We start from the raw sequence: 20,834 nt of genomic DNA, 5'->3' as shown, positions 1-20,834 counted from the left end.
GCCATGGGCGCGGATATCCACCGGCTGGACACGGGCGAGGGCGGGGAGGCGGCAGCGCCGCTCGCGCCCGAACGTTCTGTCTATCTCGACGCCTATCTCGCGCCGTTCCGCCGCTGGCTTGATCGCGACACCGTGACCGAAATCATGGTCAACCGTCCGGGCGAGGTGTGGATCGAGGATGCCGCCCATCCGGGGATGCAGCGCATCGAAACGCCCGAGATCGATGACCGGCTGGTGCAGCGCCTCGCCGAACAGGTTGCGCGCGTTTCGCATCAGGGGATCAACCGCGAACACCCGCTGCTGGGCGCGACCCTGCCCGATGGCGCGCGCGTGCAGTTCTGCGGGCCTCCGGCTGCGCGCAAACACTGGGTGATGGCAATCCGCCGCCACCGCCGGCTCGATCTGCCGCTCGATGCCTATGACACCGGGCCGCTGGCGGGGGAGGCTGCGGCGGCGATGCCCGATCCGCAAGGCCAGCCCATCGCCTTCCTTCGCGAGGCGATCCGCAATCGCCGCACCATCCTGATTTCGGGCGGCACCAGCACCGGCAAGACCACCTTTCTCAACGCCATGCTCGGCGAAATCCCGGCGGACGAACGCGTGGTGATGGTGGAGGATACGCCGGAACTGAAATTCCCCGGCGCCAACGCCGTCGGCCTTGTCGCGGTGAAGGGCGAGCTGGGCGAGGCCAAGGTCACCGCCAACGAACTGCTGCAAGCCGCGCTGCGTTTGCGCCCTGATCGCATCGTGCTGGGCGAATTGCGAGGGGCGGAAAGCGTCAGCTTCCTGCGCGCCATCAACACCGGGCACCCCGGCAGCTTTTCCACCATCCACGCCAACAGCGTGCGCGGGGCGCTGGAGCAATTGAGCCTGATGGTGATGCAGACCGGCATCGGCCTGACCCGCTCCGACACCATCGCCTATGCCGCCAGCGTGATCGATGTGATCGTGCAACTGGGCCGCGATGCCAATGGCAAGCGGGGGATCACCAGCATCGCCGAGGCCCGCGATCTGGTTTGAGCGATTTCGTCTGACACGCTTGTGACAATTCCGCCTTCCTGATTTACACCACCGCGGCAAGCGAACATGGCGCAGCAGACCAGCGTCCGGAACAGGAAAGCGATGAGCACGTCACCGATCGGCAGCGAAGACCCGCCTGAAGGCGCGGCGGCAGCGCAATTTGCGGACCTTGCCCCGGACGAATCGCCCTATTTCAACCGCGAGCTTTCGTGGCTGCAATTCAACCAGCGGGTGCTGGCCGAGGCCTGCAACGAGGCCTATCCGCTGCTCGAACGGCTGCGGTTCCTGTCGATTTCGGGCAGCAATCTCGACGAATTCATGATGATCCGCGTGGCCGGTCTGGTCGGGCAGGTGCAGCGCGGGCTGGCGACGCCTTCGCTCGACGGGCGCAGTCCCTCGCAGCAGCTGGCCGCGATCCGCGAGAAGCTGGTCGATCTGTCGCACCGCCAGCAGGCGATCTGGCGCACGGTGCGCGAAGGGCTGGCGGCGGCGGACATCCACATCGCCGATGAACAGCGCGTCAGCGCGGCGGCACACAAGTGGCTGAAGAGCTACTTCCTCAACGAAATCCTGCCGATCATCACCCCGCAGGCGCTCGATCCGGCGCACCCGTTCCCCTTCGTGCAGAACGAAGGCATGGGCCTGCTGTTCACCCTGACCCGCGATGACACCCGCGACCAGCTGATCGAGATGGTGCTGATCCCCAGCGCCGTGCCGCGTTTCGTGCGGGTGCCGGATGCGGTGACGGGCGAGAGCGGGGTGCTCTATATCTCGATTGCCCGGCTGATCCAGCGCTATGCCGAAGCGCTGTTCCCCGGCTTCACCATTCAGGGCGACGGGCTGTTCCGCGTGCTGCGCGACAGCGATATCGAAATCGAGGAAGAGGCCGAAGATCTCGTGCGCACCTTCCGCAGCGCGATCCAGCGGCGCCGGCGCGGGCAGGTGATCCAGCTGGAGATCGAGGAGGATTTCGATCCGGCGGCAGAGGCGCTGCTGCTCGAACAGCTCGGCATCAACGAAGCGGCAGTGATCAAGACCGATGGCATGATCGGGATCGACGGCCTTGCCGAAATCGTCCGCGAAGACCGGCCCGACCTGAAGTTCGAAGCCTATTCCCCGCGCTTTCCCGAACGCATCCGTGAACATGACGGCGATGCCTTTTCCGCGATCCGCGAGAAGGACATCATCATCCACCACCCCTATGAAAGTTTCGAGGTGGTGGTCGATTTCCTGCGGCAGGCCGCCGCCGATCCCGATGTCGTGGCGATCAAGCAAACGCTCTACCGCGCAGGATCACAGTCTGCCGTGGTCAATGCCCTGATCGAGGCAGCCGAAGCGGGCAAATCGGTGACCGCCGTGGTCGAGCTGAAAGCCCGTTTCGACGAGGAACAGAACCTCAAATGGGCAAGCAAGCTGGAACGCGCCGGGGTGCAGGTGATCTACGGCTTCACCGACTGGAAAACCCACGCCAAGGTGGCGATGGTGGTGCGGCGCGAAGGCGATGGCTTCCGCACCTACTGCCATTTCGGCACGGGCAATTATCACCCTGTCACCGCCAGGGTTTACACCGATCTCAGCTTCTTCACCGCCGATCCCAAGCTGGGGCGCGATGCGGCCAAGATGTTCAACTTCGTCACCGGCTATGTCCAGCCGCACAGCCTTGAACGCATCCACATCGCCCCGATCGATCTGCGCAGCGAAATCTATGCGCGGATCGATACCGAAATCGCCAATGCGCAGGCCGGAAAGCCCGCCGCGATCTGGTTCAAGTGCAACCAGCTCACCGATGAAGGCGTGATCGACCGGCTTTATGCCGCCAGCAATGCCGGCGTGCAGATCGAACTGGTGGTGCGCGGCATCTGCTGCCTGCGGCCGGGCATCGCGGGGATGAGCGAGAACATCCGCGTCAAATCGATCATCGGACGCTTTCTGGAACACAGCCGCATCTATGCCTTTGCCAATGGTCACAACCTGCCCAGCGCGCAGGCGGCGGTGTTCATCGCTTCGGCCGACATGATGACCCGCAATCTCGATCGCCGGGTCGAGGCGCTGATCCCGATCCTCAACCGCACGGTGCACGATCAGGTGCTGCAACAGGTGCTGCTCGCCAATATGCTCGATACCGAACAAAGCTGGTGGCTCCACGCCGACGGCTCCTATTCGCGCGTGGATACCGATGGAAAGCCGTTCAACTGCCACCGCTATTTCATGACCAACCCCTCGCTGTCCGGACGCGGCGGGGCGCTGGAGGCGGGGGCGGTGCCCAAGCTTACGCTGCGGCGGGGGGCAGCCTGATGACCTATGGCAGAAGGCGGGGCGAGCGCGAGGGCGCGATTGCCGGTATCCGGCCCGAACGCGCGATCATCGACATCGGGTCGAACACGGTGCGTCTGGTGGTCTATGGCGGCACGATGCGCGCGCCGATGGTGCTGCTGAACGAGAAAGTCACCGCCAAGCTGGGGCGCGAGATTGCCGCGACCGGCAGGCTGGCGGACGAGGCGATGGCGCTCGCGCTGCGGGGCCTGAAGCGGTTTGCGCTGCTGCTGTCCGATCTCGGCATTACCGATATCGACACCGTGGCGACAGCGGCGGTGCGCGATGCCGCCAACGGGCCGGAATTCGTCGAACAGCTGCGCGGCATCGGCCTTTCGCCGCGGGTGATTTCGGGCGAGGAGGAAGCGCTGCTGAGCGCCCACGGCGTGATCGGGGCCTTTCCCGACGCGCGCGGGATCGTGGCCGATCTGGGCGGCGGCAGCCTTGAACTGGTGCGGGTTGCAGAGGGCCGGACCGACAGCGCCAGCACCCTCCCGCTCGGCACGCTGCGCCTGCCCGATCACCGCCCGCAGGGGCGCAAGGGCGATGCCGCGCGCGACGAGATGCGCAAGTCGCTCGACAAGGCGATCCGCAAGGGCGGGTGGGATCTTTCCGCCAACCCGCCGGCGGCCAATGGCGCGCTCTATCTGGTGGGCGGCACATGGCGGGCGATGGCGGTCTATGCGATGGCGGCGAACGGCTATCCGCTGAGCGATCCGCACGGGTTCGAGCTGGATGCCGGCGCTGCGCTCGATCTGGCCGCAACGCTCGCCGCGACCGAGGGCGAGGCGATCCGCGGGCGCGAGCGCATCTCCACGATGCGCGCCGAAAAACTGCCCGATGCGGCGGTGCTGCTGCAAGCCCTGCTGGCGCGGCTGGCACCGGACAGGGTGGTGTTTTCGTCATGGGGCCTGCGCGAAGGGCTGCTCTATGATCGCCTGCCCGCACACACCCGCGCACAGGATCCGCTGCTGGCCGGGGTCATGGTGTTTTCCGACCAGCGCGGCACATCGCCGACGCTGGCGACCCGCATGGGGGCATGGACGCTCGACGCGGCGCCCGCCCGGACCCATGGCAGCGAACGGCTGCGCATGGCGGCGACCATGCTGGCGCTTGCGGGCATGCAGATCGAACCCAATATCCGTCTGCCGCAGGCGATCAACTGGGCGCTGCACAAGCGCTGGACCGGGATCGACGGCAAGGGGCGGGCGATGCTCGCTGCGGCGATTGCCGCCAATGGCAACCAGCTGAACCTGCCCGCCGAAGTGCGTGCCCTTGCCAGTGCCGAGGCGCTGGAAGAAGCGGTGCGCTGGGGCCTCGCCCTGCGGCTCGCCCGCAGGCTGGGCGCCCAGTCGCGCCGCTCGCTGGAGGTCAGCCGCCTGTCGGTGGACGGCGATGCGCTGGTGCTGCAACTGGCCGAAAGCCACGCCGCGCTGTTCGGCCAGCCGACCGAAAAGGACATGAAACTGCTCGCCGGACGCCTCGGCCTCGGCTGGCGGGTGGAGATTGTGCCGGAGATTGTGCTCTAGGCGGCGTCGTTCCTGCTGCTCGCAAAGGGCGAGAAATCGGTATCGAGGTCGAACAGGTCCACGCCCTCGGCTGCCTTCAGGCGTTTCACCACCACATAGGTCACCGGCGTCAGCACCGCTTCCCACAGCACTTTCAGCGCCCAGTTGGTGACCATTACGGTCAGCACCGCCTCTGTGGTCCAGATGCCGTAGAAGGCGACCGGATAGAAGATCAGGCTGTCCACCCCTTGCCCGACAAAGGTCGATCCGATGGTGCGGGTCCACAGGGCGCGGCCTCTGGTCCAGACCTTCATCTTGGCCATGACGAAGGAATTGACGAATTCGCCGGCCCAGAAGGCGGTGATCGAGGCGACGACGATGCGCCAGGTGCTACCGAACACGCTTTCATAGGTGCTCTGGCAGATCGCCCCGCCGGGGATCGCGCTATCGGCGGTCGAGGTGGCAGGGCGCTCCCCGCCAAAGCCGCTGGCGGCGCATTCCCAGCCGTCAAACGGGGGCAGGGCGGTGACGACCCACGACATGAAGGCCAGAAACAGCATCGCCGCCGTCCCCACCCAGATCACCCGCCGCGCCTTGGCAAAGCCGTAGATTTCGGTCAGCACGTCGCCGATGACATAGCCCAGCGGGAAGAACAGGATTCCCGCGCCATAGATGAACACGCCGTCCGCAGCGGGCCACCAGCCCTGCGGCCAGAATGGCACATCGACAAAGGTCAGCTTGGCCGCTCCGATGATGTTCGACAGCAGCAGGATCGCGACAAAGGCCGCCATCACCAGATCATAATAGCGAAAGGTGACCGGCGGGCGCGATGTGGCGATGATGCCGTCGGTCGGATCGCGATCGAACGCGGCGGCGGGATCGGGGGAAGAGGTGTTTTCCATCGCCGCGAGGGTTAGCGCGATTCCCATGGCGATCAAAGCGCGCTAATGGCGATGGCGGCGCGCGCCCGTAGCTCATCTGGATAGAGCGCGAGACTTCTAATCTTGAGGCAGCAGGTTCGAGTCCTGCCGGGCGCGCCAAATCGCTCCGTCCCGCAAGGGGCGGGGCGGGTTGCATGGGCCGCGCCGTGTCCCAAACTGGCGCGGCAGGGAAGGGGCCCATGCCACCGGGCGATTGCTGCTTGCAGGCGCAGGCCCTGCCCGATATCCCGCCGCCATGCCGAATGCCGATCACGCCGATGCGCGCCGCGAAGAGCTCGCCGACTTGATCGAGCAGGTCGCAAAAGGCGATCGCCGGGCGCTGCGGGCGGTGCATGACCGGACCTCGGCAAAACTCTTCGGCGTTTGCCTGCGCATCTGCCGCGATCGCGACGCGGCCGAGGATGTGTTGCAGGACGTTTACCTCAAGGTCTGGAACCGCGCCGGACGGTTCGACCGCAGCTGCGCCAGCCCGATCACATGGCTCTGCGCCGTGGCCCGCAATGCCGCGATCGACTGGCTGCGCAAGCACGGCGCTCCGGCCTTGCCCGCTGCGGCGATGACGGATGAAAGCGGCGCCGGCATCGGCGATGCCATCGAAGCCATGGCAGCAGGCGAGGACCGCGCCCACATTTTCGATTGTCTCGAAGCGCTCCCCCCCAACCAGCAGCGCGCAATCCGTCTGGCCTTTTTCGACGGATCAAGCCATTCAGAGCTGGCAGACATCATGAAGGTTCCGCTGGGCACCACCAAAAGCTGGATCCGCCGTGGATTGCTGCAATTGCGGGGGTGTCTCCAGGGTGAATAGCAAGCTCACACCGGAACAGGCCGCACTGGCAGCCGAGCTCGCACTGGGCGTGCTCGAAGGCGAGGAGCGTGCCGAAGCCTTGCGGCTGTCGCTGTCCGATCCGGCTTTCGCGGCGCGGGTGCGCAAGTGGCAGGACCGGCTCGATCCTCTGGGCGAAGGTTTTGCCGAAGCCCCGCCGCCCGATCTCTGGCCCGCTATCGAGGCCCGTCTGGATGCCGAACCGCGCACGCTGGAACTCGGGCGGGTCCGGTTCTGGCAACGCACCGCCGCGCTTTCGGGCGCGCTGGCGGCATCGCTGGCGGCGATCCTGATGTTCAATGCCTTTGCCGTGCGCACGCCCGCGCCGCAACAACCCGCGCCGGCGGTCATCGCCCAGCTGGCTGGGGCGGATGGCACCCTGCTGGCAGCCGATCTCGATCCGCAGAACAACCGGATCAGCATCCGCGCAGTGGCTTTGCCCGATAGCACGCTGGTGCCCGAATTGTGGGTGATCCCGGCAGACGGGGTGCCGCGCTCGCTTGGTCTGATCGCCGCTGACGGCACCACGCTGGTGGCCGTGCCCGAAAGCCTGAAGGCCTTCGTGGTTGATGGCGCGCTTCTGGCTGTCTCGCTGGAGACGCCCGAGGGCGCGCCCCACACCGCGCCAAGCAGCACGCCGATCGCGATGGGAAAAATTTCGGCCATCTGATCCGCGCTGCATCCGATTTTTTCCGGATGCTCGTATCTGTGACGTGAGGTCCTCTCACACCGACACTGCGACCGTCGGTTATCGCTCGTCTGTCAGGTGCCTGACCGGGGCAGCTGTCCCGCCCCTGCCCTGACAGGCGGGCGATATTCGTCTGCGGCCCCGAGGGTCCGGAGCGCCCCCAAGGGCGGTCGCATCTGTGTCGTGACACTGCATGTCCATTTGCCGGAGCACTTCCATGAAAAGACTCGCATTCGCTACCGCCGCCGCCGCAGTGATGATCGCCGCGCCGGCGCAGGCCGACGACGAATTCGACGGTTTCTACGCAGGCGCATCGATCGGCTATGATTTCCAGGCAGGCGATGCCGATGAAACGATCACCTTCGATCGCGGTTCGAACGGCAGCTTCGGCGAAACCGTGACGACTGCGGCGGGCGCCAATGCCTTCTCGCCCGGTTTCTGCGGAGGCGCAGCCACCTCGCCCCAGAACGCCAATTGCCGCAGCGATTCCGATGGCGTGAGCTTTCAGGGCCGCTTCGGTTACGACAGCCAGATGAACAATTTCGTGCTGGGTGTGGTGGGCGAGATCGGCACCGCCGATATCCGCGACAGCGTCGCCGCCTTCAGCACCACACCGGCGTTCTATACCATGACCCGCGAGGTCGATTTCACCGCCGCGCTGCGTCTGCGGGCCGGTTTCACCCCGGCCGAAAAGACCCTGCTCTACGTCACCGGCGGTCTTGCCTATGCCAAGCTCGACCAGTCGTTCGAATCGAGCAACACCGCAAATTCGTTCACGGTGCTGGCCGATGAAAACGCGTGGGGCTACCAGCTTGGTGCCGGTCTGGAGCAGAAGATCGGGAGCAACTTTTCGCTCGGCGTCGAATATCTCTACACCGGCTACAATGATGACAACACGCTGATCCGGGTCGGTCAGGGCACGGCGGGTGCGACCAACCCCTTCGTCCTTGCGGGCGGCGTGGATTTCAAGCGCGCCAATGATAACTCCAACCTGCAATCGCTGAAGGTTGTCGCAGCCTACCGCTTCTGACCCGTGCTGCGCGGGGCTGACATCCGGCCAGCCCCGCGCCACATTCTCCAGCAGTTCCCCCGTCACCGGATAGCCCGCATCGGCGAGGATCGTCAGCCACGGCTTGCCATCCTGCTCGACAATCTGCGGCATGATCGTGCGCACCGGGATCGCCTCGGCCTGGGCGCGGGCTTCCTCGTAGCTGGCGAACAGGGCGAGGCGTTCGAGATTGCGGCGGGTGGGGAAGATCAGCTTGATCTCGCCGCGCGCCGCCGCATCGAGCGCGCCTTGCGCGCTGGTCCAGAACAGGTGGGTGTTTTCCGACTGGTCGATCGACACATCCACCGCCCCCGTGCCGAGATTGGCGAGGTAGAAGCGCGTGTCATAGACGCGGGGGATCGCCTCGTTCTTGGGGAACCACCGCGCAAAGGGCGTGATCTGCGCCAGATCGAGCCGCCAGCCGAAGGCATCGAGCACCGGGGCGAGGGCTTGCGTTTCGGCCAGCATGGCGCGGGCCGCAGCAGCGCGGGCGGCGTCGATATCGCCTGAAAGGCCGAGCGCCAGGCCGGTTTCCTCCAGTGTCTCGCGCACGGCGGCGATCTGGTGGGCGGCTTCATCGGCGGTCATCGCGTGGGCGGCGGCGATGGTCTCTGCCAGCGCGAAGTCTTCGGGATCGACCCGCCCGCCGGGGAACACCGCCATGCCGCCCGCAAAGGTCATATTGCGCGACCGCACGGTCATCAGCACTTCGGGCGCGCCGCCATCGGGGGCGTTGCGGAAAATGATGATGGTGGCAGCGGGTATGCCCTGGGGGCCAGAATCGCCAAGTGTATCGCCGGATGTGTTGCTGGTCATTGCGGCAAAGGATGGCGCGGCGGCACGCGCTTGCCAAGAGCGAAGGTCAAATCCTGCCGCTTTGACGAGATGTGTCGGGCTGCTTTACAAGTGGCCGCAGCCGGATGCCGGCCGAAATGCGAAAAACCTTGAATTTCCGGCATTTTTCAAGTTTGGCACGCGCCATGCATAGAATGGAGCGGTCCTAATGGTCTTCAATGCGAGGCGCGACTCTCCTGGTCTTTCGGGTCGCGCCTCCCCGTAAATGAAAAACCCTCCGCACTGGTCCTGCGGAGGGTTTTTTGTTTTGGGGTGATGGGGGGACAGTCGCCGGCGCCGGGATGCGGCTTCACCGATCAAGTCCGCAATGATGTGCTGTTGACGGTCGCGCAGCGATCGCAAGGCAGACCGGCCGCCCGCAGCGATGCGCCCGAAGGGCGTGTGAGCGAGGATACCGCAGTCCGGAGGGGCTGCGAAAATTAAACAGTCTTCACGCCGCTTTCGTTCATCAGCTGCTGCAATTCGCCGGCTTCGAACATTTCCATCATGATGTCGCTGCCGCCGACGAATTCGCCCTTCACGTAAAGCTGCGGGATGGTCGGCCAGTCGGAGAAGTTCTTGATGCCCTGCCGGATTTCCATGTCCTGCAACACATCGACGCTTTCATAGGCGACGCCGCAATGGTCGAGGATCGCCACGGCGCGGCTGGAAAAGCCGCACTGCGGGAACAGCGGGGTGCCCTTCATGAACAGCACCACATCATTACTGGTGACGAGATCGGAAATGCGCGAATTGACGTCGGTCATGGTGGCTGATGCCCCTGATGCAAATGGGTGGTTATGGCCGCTTACTTGGGGACCACGGTGGTGACTTGCAAGGCGTGCAGTTCGCCCCCCATGCGCCCGCCGAATGCGGCATAGACCAGCTTGTGCTGCGCCACGCGGCTTAAGCCGGCAAACTGCGGTGCGGTGACAGTGGCGGCCCAGTGATCATTGTCGCCCGCCAGATCGGTCAGCTCCACGCGCGCGCCGGGCAGGGCGGCGAGGATCGCGTCTTCGATCTCGGTCGCGGACATCGGCATGGATCAGGCCTCGCCCATCAGCTGGCGGCGGGCTTCGATCGCCATTTCATCGAGCTTGGCGCGGATGTCGGCCTCGCTGATGTCGGTGCCTGCCGCGGTCAGATCGCCGAGCAGCTTGCGCACCACGTCTTCATCGCCCGATTCCTCGAAATCGGCCTGCACCACCGCCTTCTTGTAGGCGTCGGTTTCCTCCGGCGTCAGCTTCATCGCGCCGGCGGCCCATTCGCCCAGCAGACGGTTGCGGCGCGCCGCGATGCGGAAGGCGGTTTCTTCCTCCAGCGCGAAGTGGGCTTCTTCCGCCCGTTCGCGGTCCTTGAAATCGGTCATGTGTTCAGTGTCCCTTCGGATACGATCCGGCATCAGCGATAAAGCGGGCAGGCCGCGCCTTCAAGCGCGAACCCGCCCGCAGGCAGGCTCTATTCCCCCGGACTATTCCATCGTGACGACGAGCTTGCCGACCGCCTCGCGCGCTTCGAGCTTGGCGATGGCATCGCCCGCCCGTTCGAGCGGGAAGGTTTCGCTCACCAGCGGATCGATCTTGCCCGCCGCCATCAGGTCGAACAGCTCTTGCACCTGCGCGTGGAAGCCCTTGGGATCGCGCGCGGTAAAGGCGCCCCAGAACACGCCGCAGATGTCGCAGGATTTCAGGAGGGTGAGATTGAGCGGCATCTTGGCGATCCCGGCGGGGAAGCCGACCACGAGGAAGCGGCCTTCCCACGCGATGGCGCGCAGGGCAGGCTCGGAATACTGGCCGCCGACGATGTCATAGACAATGTTCGCGCCCTCCGGCCCGCAGGCTTTCTTGAAGGCGTCGGCGAGCGCCTTGGACGCATCCTTGTCCATCGCCTCGCGGGGGTAGATCACCACTTCGTCCGCCCCGGCCTTGCGGGCGACCTCGCCCTTGGCTTCGGACGAAACGGCAGCGACCACACGCGCCCCGAAGGCCTTGGACAGTTCAATCGCCGAAAGCCCCACGCCGCCCGCTGCGCCGAGGATCAGCACGGTGTCACCCGCCTTGATATGCCCGCGATCCTTCAGCCCGTGGATGGTGGTGCCATAGGTCATCAGCAGGCTCGCCGCCTTTTCGAACGGAACGCCGTCCGGCACCTTGAACATGCGCCCGGCGGGGACGACGACCTTTTCCGCAAGGCCGCCATTGCCGATCCCGGCCAGCACGCGGTCGCCCACGGCAAAGCCTTCAACCCCTTCGCCCACCGCTTCGATCACGCCCGAAATCTCGCCGCCGGGCGAGAAGGGCCGCTGCGGCTTGAACTGGTAGAGGTCGCGGATGATCAACCCGTCGGGATAGTTGATCGCGCAGGCCTTGACCGCGACGAGCACTTCGCCCTTGCCGGGGACGGGGGTTTCGACCTCGTCAAGCGTCAGGGTTTCCGGCCCGCCGGTCTGGTGGGTGCGAATGGCTTTCATTGTGTCCTCTCCCAAGTGATTGTGTCAGGCAGCTTGCGTGCCGCGCATCAGCCAGGGCTGGGCGGCGGTGCGGCTGGCCTCGAAGGTGCCGATCGCCTCGCCCCGCGCCATCGTCAGCCCCACCTCGTCGAGCCCGTTCAGCAGGCAGTGCTTGCGGAACGGATCAATCTCGAAGGCGAAGCGATCCTGATAGGGGGTGGTGACGGTCTGGGCTTCGAGATCGACGGTGATTTCCAGCCCCTCGCGCGCAACCTCCAGCAGCCGGTCGACCGCGTCCTGCGGCAGCACCACGGGCAGGATGCCGTTCTTGACCGCATTGCCCGAATGGATGTCGGAAAAGCTCGGCGCGATCACCACGCGGATGCCGAGATCGAGCATCGCCCATGCGGCGTGTTCGCGGCTGGAACCGCAGCCGTAATTGTCGCCCGCGATCAGGATCGGCGCGCCTTTGTAAGCGGGATCATCGAACACATTGCCCGGCTCCGCGCGCAGCACCTCGAAAGCGCCTGCGCCAAGGCCTTCGCGGCTGATGGTCTTGAGCCACTTGGCCGGGATAATGATGTCGGTATCGACATTCTTGAGGCCGAGCGGAATGGCGCGGCCTTCGACGCGGGTGAGGGGCTGCATGGGCTGTCCTTAATCGGTCTGGGGCGGTTCGCCCGAGGGAATGGCGTCGGGCTTGGCCGGCTCATCGGCCTTCTTCTTGCGCTTGCCCGCATAGAGCAGCGCAGCCGCGATGGCCGCCGATCCGATGGCACCCGCTGCGGCAATCGCGGCGTTGCGGGCGGTGTTGCTTTTGGGCTTGTCGGTCATGGCTGTTCCATGCGCCTCGCTGCTGCGGGTTTCAAGGGGTTGGCGTCACACCAGTGCGCGCACATCGGCGAGCCGACCGGTGACTGCGGCAGCTGCGGCCATGGCAGGCGAGACGAGGTGCGTGCGTGCCCCCGGCCCCTGCCGCCCGACGAAATTGCGGTTGCTGGTCGAAGCGCAGCGTTCGCCTGCCGGCACCTTGTCGGGGTTCATGCCGAGGCACGCCGAACAGCCCGGCTCGCGCCATTCGAAACCTGCTTCGGTGAACACCTTGTCGAGGCCCTCTTCCTCGGCCTGCGCCTTGACCAGACCCGATCCCGGCACGACGATCGCCCAGCGCACATTGTCGGCCTTGCGGCGACCTTTCAGGACAGCGGCGGCGGCGCGCAGGTCTTCGATGCGGCTGTTGGTGCAGCTGCCGATGAAGACGTTCTCGATGGGCACCTCGGTCATCGGGGTGCCCGGCGTCAGCCCCATGTAATCGAGCGATTTCTGCGCGGCGACGCGCTTGCTCTCGTCCGCGAAATCCTCGGGGTGGGGAACGCGCCCGCCGATAGGGACCACGTCTTCGGGGCTGGTGCCCCAGGTGACGCTGGGTTCGACATCGGCGGCGTTGATGGTGACCGACTTGGCAAACACCGCGCCTTCATCCGAATGCAGCGTGCGCCAGTAAGCCACCGCCGCATCCCACTCCGCGCCCTTGGGGGCCATGGGGCGGCCCTTGAGATAGGCGAAGGTGACATCATCGGGCGCGATCAGCCCGGCGCGCGCGCCTGCCTCGATGCTCATGTTGCAGACGGTGAGGCGTTCCTCGACGGTCATCGCCTCGAACACGCGCCCGCGATATTCGATGACATAGCCCGATCCGCCCGCCGCGCCGATGCGGCCGATGATGTGGAGGATCAGGTCTTTCGCAGAAACGCCGGGGCCGAGATCGCCTTCCACCCGCACTTCCATCGGCTTTGATTGCTGGAGCAGCAGGGTCTGCGTGGCGAGCACGTGCTCGACCTCGCTCGTCCCGATCCCGAAGGCGAGCGCGCCCAGGCCGCCGTGGCAGGCGGTGTGCGAATCGCCGCAGACGATGGTGGTGCCGGGCAGCGAGAACCCCTGTTCGGGGCCGACCACATGGACGATCCCCTGCTCTTTCGCGGTGGCGGGGATGTAACGGATGCCGAAGGCGGGGGCGTTGACTTCGAGCGCGGCGAGCTGCGCGGCGCTTTCGGGGTCAGCGATGGGAACGGGCTTGCCGCTGGCATCCACCCGCGCCGTGGTCGGCAGGTTGTGATCGGGCACCGCCAGCGTCAGTTCGGGCCGGCGCACGGGGCGGCCCGCCACCTTCAGCGCCTCGAACGCCTGCGGGCTGGTGACTTCGTGCACCAGATGGCGGTCGATATAGATCAGCGCGGTGCCATCGTCGCGGGTTTCGACAACGTGCGCGTCCCAGATCTTTTCGTAGAGCGTGCGGGGGCGGCTGGCCATGGCGGGATCCATTGTTGCGAGGGGTCAGGGTGATGCCCCCTAATCATCTTTGCCGAGCCGTGGCAAGATTGCGGCGATTGACCGTCAGGCGGAGGTGGAAATTGTAACAATTATGCGCTAGCTTACATCCATGTCAGCAATCTTCCCGCCCGCCGCCGCTTTTCTCCATCCGATCAAGGTCGTGGCCGACGACATCGACTTCATGGGCCATGTCAACAATGCGCGTTACCTGAACTGGGTGCAGGATGCAGTGCTGGCGCATTGGCGCGGGATCGCTCCGGCAGAGGATGTGGCCAGCAAGGCGTGGGTCGCGCTGAAGCACGAGATCACCTATCGCAAGCCCGCCTTCCTCGAAGACGACGTGATCGCCCAGACCGTGCTCGAACGGTTCAACGGCGCGCGCGCGTTCTATTCCACGCTGATCAAGCGCGGCGAGGAGGTGCTGGCCGAGGTGCAATCGAGCTGGTGCTGCATCGATGCCGAAACCCTGCGCCCGGCGCGGATCGGCGAACACCTGCGCGAATTCTTCTTCCCCAAGGGCGAGTAGACCGCCCCTAACCGAACACCCGCCGGTCTCTGGTCACGCGGTCGGCCATCGCCATGGTGGTCAGCTGCGCGTTGACGCGGATGCAGCTCGGCATCACGCTGGCATCGCACACCAGCACGTTGCTGGTGCCGTGCACCCGCTGGTCGAGATCGACCACGCCTTTGGCCGGATCGGCGTTGATCGCATTGCCGCCGTGCGGGTGGCTGGATGACAGCACAACATCGTCCGGCTCCCTGATCTTGTCGCGCATCAGCCGGTCGATCGCCTCGTGGCTGGTGCCTGCGCGGATCGTGTCGCCCTTCAGCAGCGCAGGATAGACCTCCTCGGCCCCGCCGGCGAGGTGAATCTTGGTCAGCAGCCCCAGCGCACGGCGCAGCACGTCGAGGTCTTCCTCCTCCAGCTTGAAGCACAGCTTGCCCTTGCTGATCTCGCCGCGCCGGTCAGCCGGGAACAGCACCCCTGCCGAGGCGAGGCGGTGGTAGTTGAGCATCCGGGCGAAGTGATCGTCGAACCAGCCGGGCACCAGCGTCGCCATGCTCATGGGCGGCTGGAAATGGCTTTCGATCAGGAAGTCGCCGCGGTCGATATAGGTCGCCATCTGGTCTTCATCCCACGCCATCACGGGTGTGGGCATCAGCGCAGGGACAGGGCAGGCGATGTTGAGCGAGACGTCCTTGCCAGTGCCGCGGATGCCGCTGGCGACGAGGATATTGGTCGAGGCGATGGTGCCTGCGGCCACCACCACGCCCTTCGTCACGCCGATGCGCTTGCCGCGTCCGTCGGGGAAGAGCACCTGCACCGATGTCGCGACCTGCCGGCCATCATCCGCCCGCGGCCCCCAGCCGATCTCCAGCACCTGCGCATCGGCAAGAATGCGCGCCTTGCGGCCTCGCGGCCCGGGGGCCAGCACCGCATCGTGCAGGAAGCTTTCGGGCATGGCGCGCTTGCGGCCATAGGGGCAGCCGGTGTTGCAATAGCCGCAGGAGAGGCAGCGGTTGTCCTCATCCTTCGCCCCCCAGTTCTTGCGGAACCAGCCCGAAGGCGCTTCAAGATCCATCGGATCGCTGGACCCTGCACGATAGGCCTGCCAGGCGGTGAGCATCCGCGTGCCGTTGTTGCGGCCCAGGCGGCGGTCGATCTCGTGGATGTTCAGCCGCTTCTCGATGTTGCAATAGGCCGCATCGAGCGCCTCCGGAGCCACCGCCGCGCCGAGGCTTCTCCACGTATCCAGCACATTATTGGCGCGGGGGTGGGTTTCGGCGCCCTTCACGCGCAGGCAGATGCCGTTGTTGATCACGGTCGATCCGCCCACGGTGCGGCCCTGGAACACGATGATGTCGCGGTCCGCCGTGGTCTGGATCGCGCCGTCCTTGTAGAGGCTCGATGACATCCACAATTCATGCGGGGTGATCGCGGTGCTGGGGAGGTAAGGCCCGGCCTCGATCACCAGCACTTCATAGCCTTGCGCGGCAAGGTTCGCCGCTGCCACCGCGCCGCCCGCGCCCGATCCGATCACCACCACCTCGACGCTCGCGGGAATCGCCTCGGGATCGACAAAGGCCGAAGCGGGCAGATCATTGCCGGTGTATTCCTCGATCGCCGGATCGTCGGGCGTGCCCGCCCGCTCGCGGTGGCGGGGGAGGGTGAAGCCGATCGCTTCGAACACCGGGTTTGCGGCGTTGGCATCTTCCTGCGCGGCCTGATCATCATCGGGCGAGCCAAGCCAGTGGCCGTAATAGCCCGCGTAAACGATCCCGCGAATCCGGGCCATGTCCTGAAACAGGTCGACGCGGCTGTTCCTGAGCTTGCGGTTGATCCGCGCGATCCGCCAGCTGCGCGGCGCGAAATGCCAGAACGGCCCGCCCAGCACCACCCACGCGGCCAGCACCGACAGGCCGGTTTCGAACGGCTTTCTGCCCTCGATATTGCCGAACATCGTCTGGAGATTGTCGACCACCTGCTGCGGCGTGATCACCATCCGTTCGGGTTCGACGAACATCGTCTCGGCCAGCCTGCGCCAGATCGACGCGATGAACGGATTGAACGGCTTGGACAGCATTGCGTGATGATCCCCCTGATACGCAGGCGCTATCCTGACACAGCAACAAAGGCTTGTAACCATGCGTCGATTTGGCATGCGCCGGTTTGCGCGGGGCGCGGCGGGGCGCGCTGCAATCGCAATTGCCGTTTTGCGCGGCCCGGCTATACGCATCCCGATGGCCCGCGCCCCCGTATCCCTGCTGCGATGAACGCGCATTTCTCCCCTCCGCAACGCGGCACGCAGGGTGCTGTCGGGCTGGCGCTGGCGCTGGCGATTGCCGGGAGCTGGCTGGGTATCCACGCCTGGGGGATGTTCGTGTTCGAACTGACCTGGAACAACTGGCCGCTCGCGCTTGCCATGGCGGCGGTGCAGTGCTGGCTTTCGGTGGGCGTTTTCATCGTCTGCCATGATGCGATGCACGGCAGCCTGGTGCCGGGCCGCCCGCGTGTGAACGCCGCCATCGGCGCGGTGCTGCTGGCGCTCTATGCGGGCTTTGCGTGGAAGCAGCTGCGCGATGCGCATTTCGATCATCACAAGCTGGCAGGCCGCCCCGGCGATCCCGATTTCGACGAGCACAATCCGGGCCATTTCTGGCGCTGGTACGGCACCTTCTTCCGGCGCTATTTCGGCTGGCGATCGCTGGTGTTCGTGCACACCGTTGTCGGTATCTACTGGCTGGTGATCGGCATTCCGATGGTGCAGATCGTGATGCTTTACGGCCTGCCCGCGCTGGGATCGTCATTGCAGCTGTTCTACTTCGGCACCTTCCGCCCGCACCGGCACGAGAGCGGCCATGATGCAGCCGCTTTCGCGGATCGCCACAACACCCGCAGCGAGGATTTCGGCACGCTGGCCAGCCTCGCATCCTGTTTCCATTTCGGCTATCATCTCGAACACCACCGCCGCCCCGATGTGCCGTGGTGGGCGCTGCCCGCGGCGCGCCGCGCCGGGGTGGGCCGGGTTGAACTGACAGAGAAGGCGCCCGCATGAGCTGGCTCGAAATCATCCTGACCGTGATGTCCTCGCTGATCGGGATGGAACTGTTTGCGTGGGTTGCGCATAAATACATCATGCACGGCTGGGGCTGGGGCTGGCACCGCGATCACCACGAACCGCACGACAACGTGCTGGAAAAGAACGATCTGTTCGCGGTCGTCTTCGGCACGATCAATGCCGCGATGTATATCTACGGCTCGCTCTACTGGGACTGGCTGTGGTGGTTTGCGGTGGGGATTTCGCTCTACGGCGTGATCTACACGCTGGTGCATGACGGGCTGGTGCACCAGCGCTACTGGAAGTGGGTGCCGCGCAAGGGCTACGCCAAGCGGCTGGTGCAGGCGCACAAGCTGCACCATGCGACGATCGGCAAGGAAGGCGGGGTCAGTTTCGGCTTCGTCTTCGCGCGCGATCCGGCCAAGCTGAAGGCCGAACTGAAGGCGCAGAAGGAAGCCGGGCTTGCCGTGGTGCGCGATTCTGCGGGTGCGGCAGGCGATGATTACGAGGTTGTAGGACGCAATCTGTAGGGCTGGTTAGACCCCGTCTAGGTCGCTCTAGACCCCCTCTAGACCCCTTTTAGGCCTGTTTCAGGGTGTTTTGCGGCGATGTTTCACGTGAAACATTGCCATGGCCGGACCGTCGGTGCCGCAGGCACCGCAAGCGCGCCAAAGGGTTCTGGCGCGCGCCCGCAGCGACGCGACCTTCAGGTCGCATGAGCGAGGATTTCGCAGCCCGGAGGGGCTGCGGAACTCAAGAAGCAAGCCTCGCGGCATGCTCCTGCACCAATGCGATCATGTTCGGCACGCCTTGCGTGCGGTTGCTCGACAGCTGGTTTTTCAGGTCGAACGGGGCAAGCGCGCCCAGCACGTCCATGGCTGCGACTTCGGCGGCGGGCTTGTCCTGCACGGCGGCGATCACCAGCGCGACAATCCCCTTGGTGATCGCGGCGTTGCTGTCGGCAAGGAAGTGCAGCCGCCCTGCGTCCTGCGAGGCCGGATAGACCCACACCGCCGCCGAACAGCCGCGCACCAGCGTCGCATCGGTCTTGAGCGCATCGGGCATGGGTTCAAGGCTGCGGCCCAGCTCGATCAGCAGGCCATAACGGTCATCACCGTCGAGGAATTCGTACTCTTCGAGAATGTCGGAAAGGGTGCGCATGGGGCGCAGGTAAGCGGGCTGGCGGGGAAACGGAAGGGGGGAATTACCCGCTCAATCCCCCCGGCCGGGTGAAGGCGTGCCAGATCACGTAGAACCAGCCGAAAAAGCCGTGGACGATAGCCCAGATGATCGACTTGTTGAGGCTCCAGCTGATCGCCACGGCAATCGCACTGCCAAGGCCGATGCCGGCCTGCGCGGCGGAGTTGGTCGCGCTGCTCACAGTTCCACCCCGCTGGCGATGGCTTCCAGTTTGCGGATGCGTTCCTTGAGGTCGGCCAGTTCGATCCGCGCGGTGCCGATGCCGGAGCCTTCCTCCGTGGCCGCGATACGGGGAGCGCCGCGATCAAGTTCCTGCCGCTTCAGCGCCAGCCAGTCCTGCCAGCCGCGCAGCAGGGCTGCGGCGATGACGATGATGGCAATGAGGCCGGTGGTCGCCGTGATCACGGACGGGTCGAGAAGGGACGTGGTCATTCGCTCTGCTCCTTCTTGCGGGTGTCAGGGAGGGCGCGCAGCGCCTCGATCTCGGCGGCGATCCGCGCCTGTTCGCGTGCGCCGCCGGTGTTGCTATCGGTGACGATGCGTTCGAGCACCTTCACCCGGTCCTTGAGATCGGCCAGCTCGCGCCGCGCCGCTTCGAGTTCGGCGGCGGCCCGGCCATCGTCACGCGGGGTGATCTTCTCGTTGCCGTATTCGTCGGTGACGATCCCGGCGCGGGCCTTGGCGTAATCCACCACGCCCCACACGATGATTGCCACCATCACGACGATAGCCCAGCTGCTCATCACGCCTCGCCCTTGTCCTTGAGGTTCGACAAAGCCCGGTCACGCAGCGCGTCGATCTCGGCGCCGAGGTGGTAGCCGCCGTCGGTGACGATCCGCTCGACATTGGCCATGCGGTCCTTGAGGCTGCCGAGTTCGGCGCGCAGTTCGGCGTTTTCCTGGGTCAGCAGGGTCACGCGCTGGGCGTTCGCCGCGTCGGAACCCGGCTTCAGCGACTGGCCCCACATGCCTTCGAGCGGATAGCCGTTCTTGATCTTCATGCGGGTGGTCTGGAACGAGACCAGGATGCCCATCGCGCCCAGCACAAAGCCGCCGCCGATGATCCAGCCGAGATAGGGAAGAAAGTCAGCCGGGCTCATCACACGCGCTCCTTGCCAAGGCCGAGCGGCACGCCCGCGTCCTGTTCATCCACCCGGCGCTGGTCGCGCAGCGCCTCGATCTGGGTGGCGATGTCGTAACCGCGGTCGGTGACGATGCGTTCGAGCACCTGCACCCGGTCTTCCAGCCGCTGGATGTGGCTGGCGTATTGCGCCGCCTTTTCCGCGGTGTGTTCGGCGGTTGCCCCCACCTGCATTTCGGCGATCTTCTGCTGGTGCCGGGTCCAGATTGCGACGATCGGGATCATCAGTGCGATGATCGGGATCATCAGGGCCATGTAGCCTTCCATGATATGCGTCCCCCTTTGAACGTGATTGCGGGTCTTAGCGCAGCCGCTCGATTTCGGCGGTCAGGCGCGGGTTGCTGCTGACGTAGTGGTGCTCCACCGCGGCGAGCCGGCGGTCGACATCGCGGAAGGCGGCGCGGATCTCGCGGGCGGTCCGCTTCGGGCTCTGCCGCACGCCCTGCCAGTATTTCTGCTCGCTGGCGTCGCGGTAGAGATGCGGCGGCTTCTTGTTGAGGAAGAAACCGGCGACGAAATAGGCGAAGATCGGCCAGCCCAGTCCGAGGGCGAGAACAACCGTGGCGAGCCGGACCCACAGGACATTGACCCCGGTGTAATCGGCGATCCCGGAACACACGCCCATGATCTTGGCATTGTGCTTGTCGCGGTAAAGCGTGGTGCGCGGGCTGTTCATGCGCGGGTTCCTTTCTTCTCGGCAATCAGCGCTTCCAGTTCGCGCAGCTGCTGGTTGTCCTTTTCCTGATCGGCGATCAGGCGGCGGGCGGGGGTGAATTCGGGGTCGTCCGAAGCGACCAGCCGTTCGACCGTGTCCATCCGTTCATCAAGCCGGCGGGCGAGGTTGTAGAGCTCCTCCAGCAGCACCTCGTCATCCGAAGTGATGGTGGGGGCGGTCTTCCACTTCGTGATGTAGTGCAGGATCACCCAGGGCGCGCCGATGAACAGCGCGAGTGCGGCAATGACTTCTCCTCCGTCCATG

Annotated in this window: 26 protein-coding genes, 1 tRNA gene and 1 pseudogene; 10 read left to right on the top strand and 18 right to left on the bottom strand. The window is 65.5% G+C overall.

Translation table 11 applies throughout. The features are described from left to right. Positions 1-3 precede the first annotated feature (3 nt). The 3 genes from virB11 to ACU0AG_RS06920 all read left to right on the top strand — a co-directional run bounded on the left by virB11 (position 4) and on the right by ACU0AG_RS06920 (position 4,862). Positions 4-1,020, top strand: coding sequence for a P-type DNA transfer ATPase VirB11 (gene virB11 / locus ACU0AG_RS06930; RefSeq protein WP_482781527.1), 1,017 nt, complete (start codon positions 4-6; stop codon positions 1,018-1,020). Between the two features lie 102 nt (positions 1,021-1,122). Continuing rightward, positions 1,123-3,315, top strand: coding sequence for an RNA degradosome polyphosphate kinase (locus tag ACU0AG_RS06925; protein ID WP_482781526.1), 2,193 nt, complete (start codon positions 1,123-1,125; stop codon positions 3,313-3,315). Next, the gene (locus tag ACU0AG_RS06920) at positions 3,315-4,862 is read left to right on the top strand and encodes a Ppx/GppA phosphatase family protein (RefSeq protein WP_482781525.1); all 1,548 of its coding nucleotides are present in this window, start codon (positions 3,315-3,317) and stop codon (positions 4,860-4,862) included. The genes ACU0AG_RS06925 and ACU0AG_RS06920 overlap by 1 nt, the downstream gene beginning before the upstream one ends. On the opposite strand, the gene ACU0AG_RS06915 is transcribed toward ACU0AG_RS06920, so the two are convergent. Beyond that, positions 4,859-5,743, bottom strand: coding sequence for a queuosine precursor transporter (locus tag ACU0AG_RS06915; RefSeq protein ID WP_482781644.1), 885 nt, complete (start codon positions 5,741-5,743; stop codon positions 4,859-4,861). The genes ACU0AG_RS06920 and ACU0AG_RS06915 overlap by 4 nt on opposite strands. Positions 5,744-5,804: 61 nt before the next feature. Between ACU0AG_RS06915 and ACU0AG_RS06910 the strand changes: the two genes are divergently transcribed. From ACU0AG_RS06910 to ACU0AG_RS06895, 4 genes are all read left to right on the top strand, one after another. After that, a tRNA-Arg gene (locus ACU0AG_RS06910) sits at positions 5,805-5,881 on the top strand. 136 nt (positions 5,882-6,017) lie between these two features. Then, the gene (locus tag ACU0AG_RS06905) at positions 6,018-6,587 is read left to right on the top strand and encodes a sigma-70 family RNA polymerase sigma factor (protein ID WP_482781524.1); all 570 of its coding nucleotides are present in this window, start codon (positions 6,018-6,020) and stop codon (positions 6,585-6,587) included. Continuing rightward, positions 6,580-7,275 (top strand): anti-sigma factor, encoded by a 696-nt coding sequence (locus tag ACU0AG_RS06900; RefSeq protein ID WP_482781523.1) that lies wholly within the window; start codon positions 6,580-6,582, stop codon positions 7,273-7,275. The genes ACU0AG_RS06905 and ACU0AG_RS06900 overlap by 8 nt, the downstream gene beginning before the upstream one ends. A 235-nt stretch (positions 7,276-7,510) precedes the next feature. Continuing rightward, positions 7,511-8,323, top strand: a complete 813-nt coding sequence (locus tag ACU0AG_RS06895; RefSeq protein ID WP_482781522.1) for an outer membrane protein — start codon at positions 7,511-7,513, stop codon at positions 8,321-8,323. A 30-nt stretch (positions 8,324-8,353) separates the two neighbouring features. Here the strand turns inward: ACU0AG_RS06895 and ACU0AG_RS06890 are convergent. From ACU0AG_RS06890 to leuC, 8 genes and pseudogenes are all read right to left on the bottom strand, one after another. Beyond that, positions 8,354-9,157: pseudogene (locus tag ACU0AG_RS06890) on the bottom strand (NUDIX hydrolase); the annotation flags it as partial. Positions 9,158-9,615: 458 nt separating this feature from the next. Then, the gene (gene grxD, locus ACU0AG_RS06885; protein ID WP_482781521.1) at positions 9,616-9,942 is read right to left on the bottom strand and encodes a Grx4 family monothiol glutaredoxin; all 327 of its coding nucleotides are present in this window, start codon (positions 9,940-9,942) and stop codon (positions 9,616-9,618) included. Positions 9,943-9,983: 41 nt separating this feature from the next. Then, positions 9,984-10,217 carry a BolA/IbaG family iron-sulfur metabolism protein gene (locus ACU0AG_RS06880; protein WP_482781520.1) on the bottom strand — a complete coding sequence of 78 codons (234 nt, stop codon included), beginning with the start codon at positions 10,215-10,217 and terminating at the stop codon, positions 9,984-9,986. 3 nt (positions 10,218-10,220) lie between these two features. Next, positions 10,221-10,544 (bottom strand): DUF1476 domain-containing protein, encoded by a 324-nt coding sequence (locus ACU0AG_RS06875; protein ID WP_482781519.1) that lies wholly within the window; start codon positions 10,542-10,544, stop codon positions 10,221-10,223. 102 nt (positions 10,545-10,646) lie between these two features. Next, entirely contained in the window at positions 10,647-11,645 is a 999-nt protein-coding gene (locus ACU0AG_RS06870) for an NADPH:quinone oxidoreductase family protein (protein ID WP_482781518.1), read from the bottom strand. Between the two features lie 24 nt (positions 11,646-11,669). Then, positions 11,670-12,272, bottom strand: coding sequence for a 3-isopropylmalate dehydratase small subunit (gene leuD, locus ACU0AG_RS06865; protein WP_482781517.1), 603 nt, complete (start codon positions 12,270-12,272; stop codon positions 11,670-11,672). Positions 12,273-12,281: 9 nt separating this feature from the next. Then, positions 12,282-12,458 carry an LPXTG cell wall anchor domain-containing protein gene (locus ACU0AG_RS06860; protein WP_482781516.1) on the bottom strand — a complete coding sequence of 59 codons (177 nt, stop codon included), beginning with the start codon at positions 12,456-12,458 and terminating at the stop codon, positions 12,282-12,284. 45 nt (positions 12,459-12,503) lie between these two features. Then, complete coding sequence (leuC, locus tag ACU0AG_RS06855; RefSeq protein ID WP_482781515.1) at positions 12,504-13,934, bottom strand: 3-isopropylmalate dehydratase large subunit; 1,431 nt, start codon at positions 13,932-13,934, stop codon at positions 12,504-12,506. Positions 13,935-14,064: 130 nt separating this feature from the next. Here leuC and ACU0AG_RS06850 point away from each other — a divergent pair, with 130 nt between their 5' ends. Then, on the top strand, positions 14,065-14,481 hold the full coding sequence (locus ACU0AG_RS06850) for an acyl-CoA thioesterase (RefSeq protein ID WP_482781514.1): 417 nt from the start codon (positions 14,065-14,067) through the stop codon (positions 14,479-14,481). Positions 14,482-14,488: 7 nt separating this feature from the next. On the opposite strand, the gene ACU0AG_RS06845 is transcribed toward ACU0AG_RS06850, so the two are convergent. Next, the gene (locus tag ACU0AG_RS06845) at positions 14,489-16,540 is read right to left on the bottom strand and encodes a GMC family oxidoreductase N-terminal domain-containing protein (protein WP_482781513.1); all 2,052 of its coding nucleotides are present in this window, start codon (positions 16,538-16,540) and stop codon (positions 14,489-14,491) included. Positions 16,541-16,726: 186 nt separating this feature from the next. On the opposite strand from ACU0AG_RS06845, the gene ACU0AG_RS06840 reads away from it, so the two are divergent. Both ACU0AG_RS06840 and ACU0AG_RS06835 read left to right on the top strand, forming a co-directional pair. Next, positions 16,727-17,512, top strand: coding sequence for a fatty acid desaturase (locus ACU0AG_RS06840; RefSeq protein ID WP_482781512.1), 786 nt, complete (start codon positions 16,727-16,729; stop codon positions 17,510-17,512). Next, positions 17,509-18,045 carry a sterol desaturase family protein gene (locus tag ACU0AG_RS06835; RefSeq protein WP_482781511.1) on the top strand — a complete coding sequence of 179 codons (537 nt, stop codon included), beginning with the start codon at positions 17,509-17,511 and terminating at the stop codon, positions 18,043-18,045. The genes ACU0AG_RS06840 and ACU0AG_RS06835 overlap by 4 nt, the downstream gene beginning before the upstream one ends. A gap of 223 nt (positions 18,046-18,268) precedes the next feature. Here the strand turns inward: ACU0AG_RS06835 and ACU0AG_RS06830 are convergent, their stop codons facing one another. From ACU0AG_RS06830 to pspB, 8 genes are read right to left on the bottom strand one after another with little or no spacing between them, the layout of a single operon-like run. Then, complete coding sequence (locus tag ACU0AG_RS06830; RefSeq protein WP_482781510.1) at positions 18,269-18,676, bottom strand: SufE family protein; 408 nt, start codon at positions 18,674-18,676, stop codon at positions 18,269-18,271. A gap of 43 nt (positions 18,677-18,719) precedes the next feature. Continuing rightward, positions 18,720-18,896 (bottom strand): hypothetical protein, encoded by a 177-nt coding sequence (locus ACU0AG_RS06825; protein WP_482781509.1) that lies wholly within the window; start codon positions 18,894-18,896, stop codon positions 18,720-18,722. Further along, positions 18,893-19,147 (bottom strand): hypothetical protein, encoded by a 255-nt coding sequence (locus ACU0AG_RS06820; RefSeq protein ID WP_482781508.1) that lies wholly within the window; start codon positions 19,145-19,147, stop codon positions 18,893-18,895. Before ACU0AG_RS06820 ends, ACU0AG_RS06825 begins: the two co-directional genes overlap by 4 nt. After that, positions 19,144-19,458: a hypothetical protein gene (locus ACU0AG_RS06815; protein WP_482781507.1), complete on the bottom strand. Its 315-nt coding sequence runs from the start codon at positions 19,456-19,458 to the stop codon at positions 19,144-19,146. The genes ACU0AG_RS06820 and ACU0AG_RS06815 overlap by 4 nt, the downstream gene beginning before the upstream one ends. Beyond that, positions 19,458-19,814, bottom strand: a complete 357-nt coding sequence (locus tag ACU0AG_RS06810; RefSeq protein ID WP_482781506.1) for a hypothetical protein — start codon at positions 19,812-19,814, stop codon at positions 19,458-19,460. Before ACU0AG_RS06810 ends, ACU0AG_RS06815 begins: the two co-directional genes overlap by 1 nt. Continuing rightward, positions 19,814-20,122 carry a hypothetical protein gene (locus tag ACU0AG_RS06805; RefSeq protein ID WP_482781505.1) on the bottom strand — a complete coding sequence of 103 codons (309 nt, stop codon included), beginning with the start codon at positions 20,120-20,122 and terminating at the stop codon, positions 19,814-19,816. The genes ACU0AG_RS06810 and ACU0AG_RS06805 overlap by 1 nt, the downstream gene beginning before the upstream one ends. Before the next feature lie 34 nt (positions 20,123-20,156). Continuing rightward, positions 20,157-20,531, bottom strand: a complete 375-nt coding sequence (pspC, locus tag ACU0AG_RS06800) for an envelope stress response membrane protein PspC (protein ID WP_482781504.1) — start codon at positions 20,529-20,531, stop codon at positions 20,157-20,159. Beyond that, positions 20,528-20,833: an envelope stress response membrane protein PspB gene (gene pspB, locus ACU0AG_RS06795; protein WP_482781503.1), complete on the bottom strand. Its 306-nt coding sequence runs from the start codon at positions 20,831-20,833 to the stop codon at positions 20,528-20,530. Before pspB ends, pspC begins: the two co-directional genes overlap by 4 nt. Position 20,834: the final 1 nt, after the last annotated feature.

Source organism: Erythrobacter sp. RANMB8, from assembly GCF_056848235.1.
The sequence above is the reverse complement of the archived record's forward strand: the minus strand, read 5'-3'. Positions and strand labels throughout refer to the sequence as shown.

What these genes read in the sequence shown, in the direction of transcription:
- pspC (WP_482781504.1), bottom strand. Translation starts at nt 20,531, where the DNA reads ATGAACAGCCCGCGCACCACGCTTTACCGCGACAAGCACAATGCCAAG.
- ACU0AG_RS06850 (WP_482781514.1), top strand. Translation starts at nt 14,065, where the DNA reads ATGTCAGCAATCTTCCCGCCCGCCGCCGCTTTTCTCCATCCGATCAAG.
- ACU0AG_RS06905 (WP_482781524.1), top strand. Translation starts at nt 6,018, where the DNA reads ATGCCGAATGCCGATCACGCCGATGCGCGCCGCGAAGAGCTCGCCGAC.
- ACU0AG_RS06880 (WP_482781520.1), bottom strand. Translation starts at nt 10,217, where the DNA reads ATGCCGATGTCCGCGACCGAGATCGAAGACGCGATCCTCGCCGCCCTG.
- ACU0AG_RS06860 (WP_482781516.1), bottom strand. Translation starts at nt 12,458, where the DNA reads ATGACCGACAAGCCCAAAAGCAACACCGCCCGCAACGCCGCGATTGCC.
- virB11 (WP_482781527.1), top strand. Translation starts at nt 4, where the DNA reads ATGGGCGCGGATATCCACCGGCTGGACACGGGCGAGGGCGGGGAGGCG.
- ACU0AG_RS06815 (WP_482781507.1), bottom strand. Translation starts at nt 19,458, where the DNA reads ATGAGCAGCTGGGCTATCGTCGTGATGGTGGCAATCATCGTGTGGGGC.
- pspB (WP_482781503.1), bottom strand. Translation starts at nt 20,833, where the DNA reads ATGGACGGAGGAGAAGTCATTGCCGCACTCGCGCTGTTCATCGGCGCG.
- ACU0AG_RS06845 (WP_482781513.1), bottom strand. Translation starts at nt 16,540, where the DNA reads ATGCTGTCCAAGCCGTTCAATCCGTTCATCGCGTCGATCTGGCGCAGG.
- ACU0AG_RS06805 (WP_482781505.1), bottom strand. Translation starts at nt 20,122, where the DNA reads ATGGAAGGCTACATGGCCCTGATGATCCCGATCATCGCACTGATGATC.
- ACU0AG_RS06895 (WP_482781522.1), top strand. Translation starts at nt 7,511, where the DNA reads ATGAAAAGACTCGCATTCGCTACCGCCGCCGCCGCAGTGATGATCGCC.
- ACU0AG_RS06920 (WP_482781525.1), top strand. Translation starts at nt 3,315, where the DNA reads ATGACCTATGGCAGAAGGCGGGGCGAGCGCGAGGGCGCGATTGCCGGT.
- ACU0AG_RS06925 (WP_482781526.1), top strand. Translation starts at nt 1,123, where the DNA reads ATGAGCACGTCACCGATCGGCAGCGAAGACCCGCCTGAAGGCGCGGCG.
- ACU0AG_RS06915 (WP_482781644.1), bottom strand. Translation starts at nt 5,743, where the DNA reads ATGGAAAACACCTCTTCCCCCGATCCCGCCGCCGCGTTCGATCGCGAT.
- ACU0AG_RS06835 (WP_482781511.1), top strand. Translation starts at nt 17,509, where the DNA reads ATGAGCTGGCTCGAAATCATCCTGACCGTGATGTCCTCGCTGATCGGG.
- ACU0AG_RS06870 (WP_482781518.1), bottom strand. Translation starts at nt 11,645, where the DNA reads ATGAAAGCCATTCGCACCCACCAGACCGGCGGGCCGGAAACCCTGACG.
- ACU0AG_RS06875 (WP_482781519.1), bottom strand. Translation starts at nt 10,544, where the DNA reads ATGACCGATTTCAAGGACCGCGAACGGGCGGAAGAAGCCCACTTCGCG.
- ACU0AG_RS06820 (WP_482781508.1), bottom strand. Translation starts at nt 19,147, where the DNA reads ATGACCACGTCCCTTCTCGACCCGTCCGTGATCACGGCGACCACCGGC.
- ACU0AG_RS06810 (WP_482781506.1), bottom strand. Translation starts at nt 19,814, where the DNA reads ATGAGCCCGGCTGACTTTCTTCCCTATCTCGGCTGGATCATCGGCGGC.
- leuC (WP_482781515.1), bottom strand. Translation starts at nt 13,934, where the DNA reads ATGGCCAGCCGCCCCCGCACGCTCTACGAAAAGATCTGGGACGCGCAC.
- ACU0AG_RS06840 (WP_482781512.1), top strand. Translation starts at nt 16,727, where the DNA reads ATGAACGCGCATTTCTCCCCTCCGCAACGCGGCACGCAGGGTGCTGTC.
- ACU0AG_RS06830 (WP_482781510.1), bottom strand. Translation starts at nt 18,676, where the DNA reads ATGCGCACCCTTTCCGACATTCTCGAAGAGTACGAATTCCTCGACGGT.
- leuD (WP_482781517.1), bottom strand. Translation starts at nt 12,272, where the DNA reads ATGCAGCCCCTCACCCGCGTCGAAGGCCGCGCCATTCCGCTCGGCCTC.
- grxD (WP_482781521.1), bottom strand. Translation starts at nt 9,942, where the DNA reads ATGACCGACGTCAATTCGCGCATTTCCGATCTCGTCACCAGTAATGAT.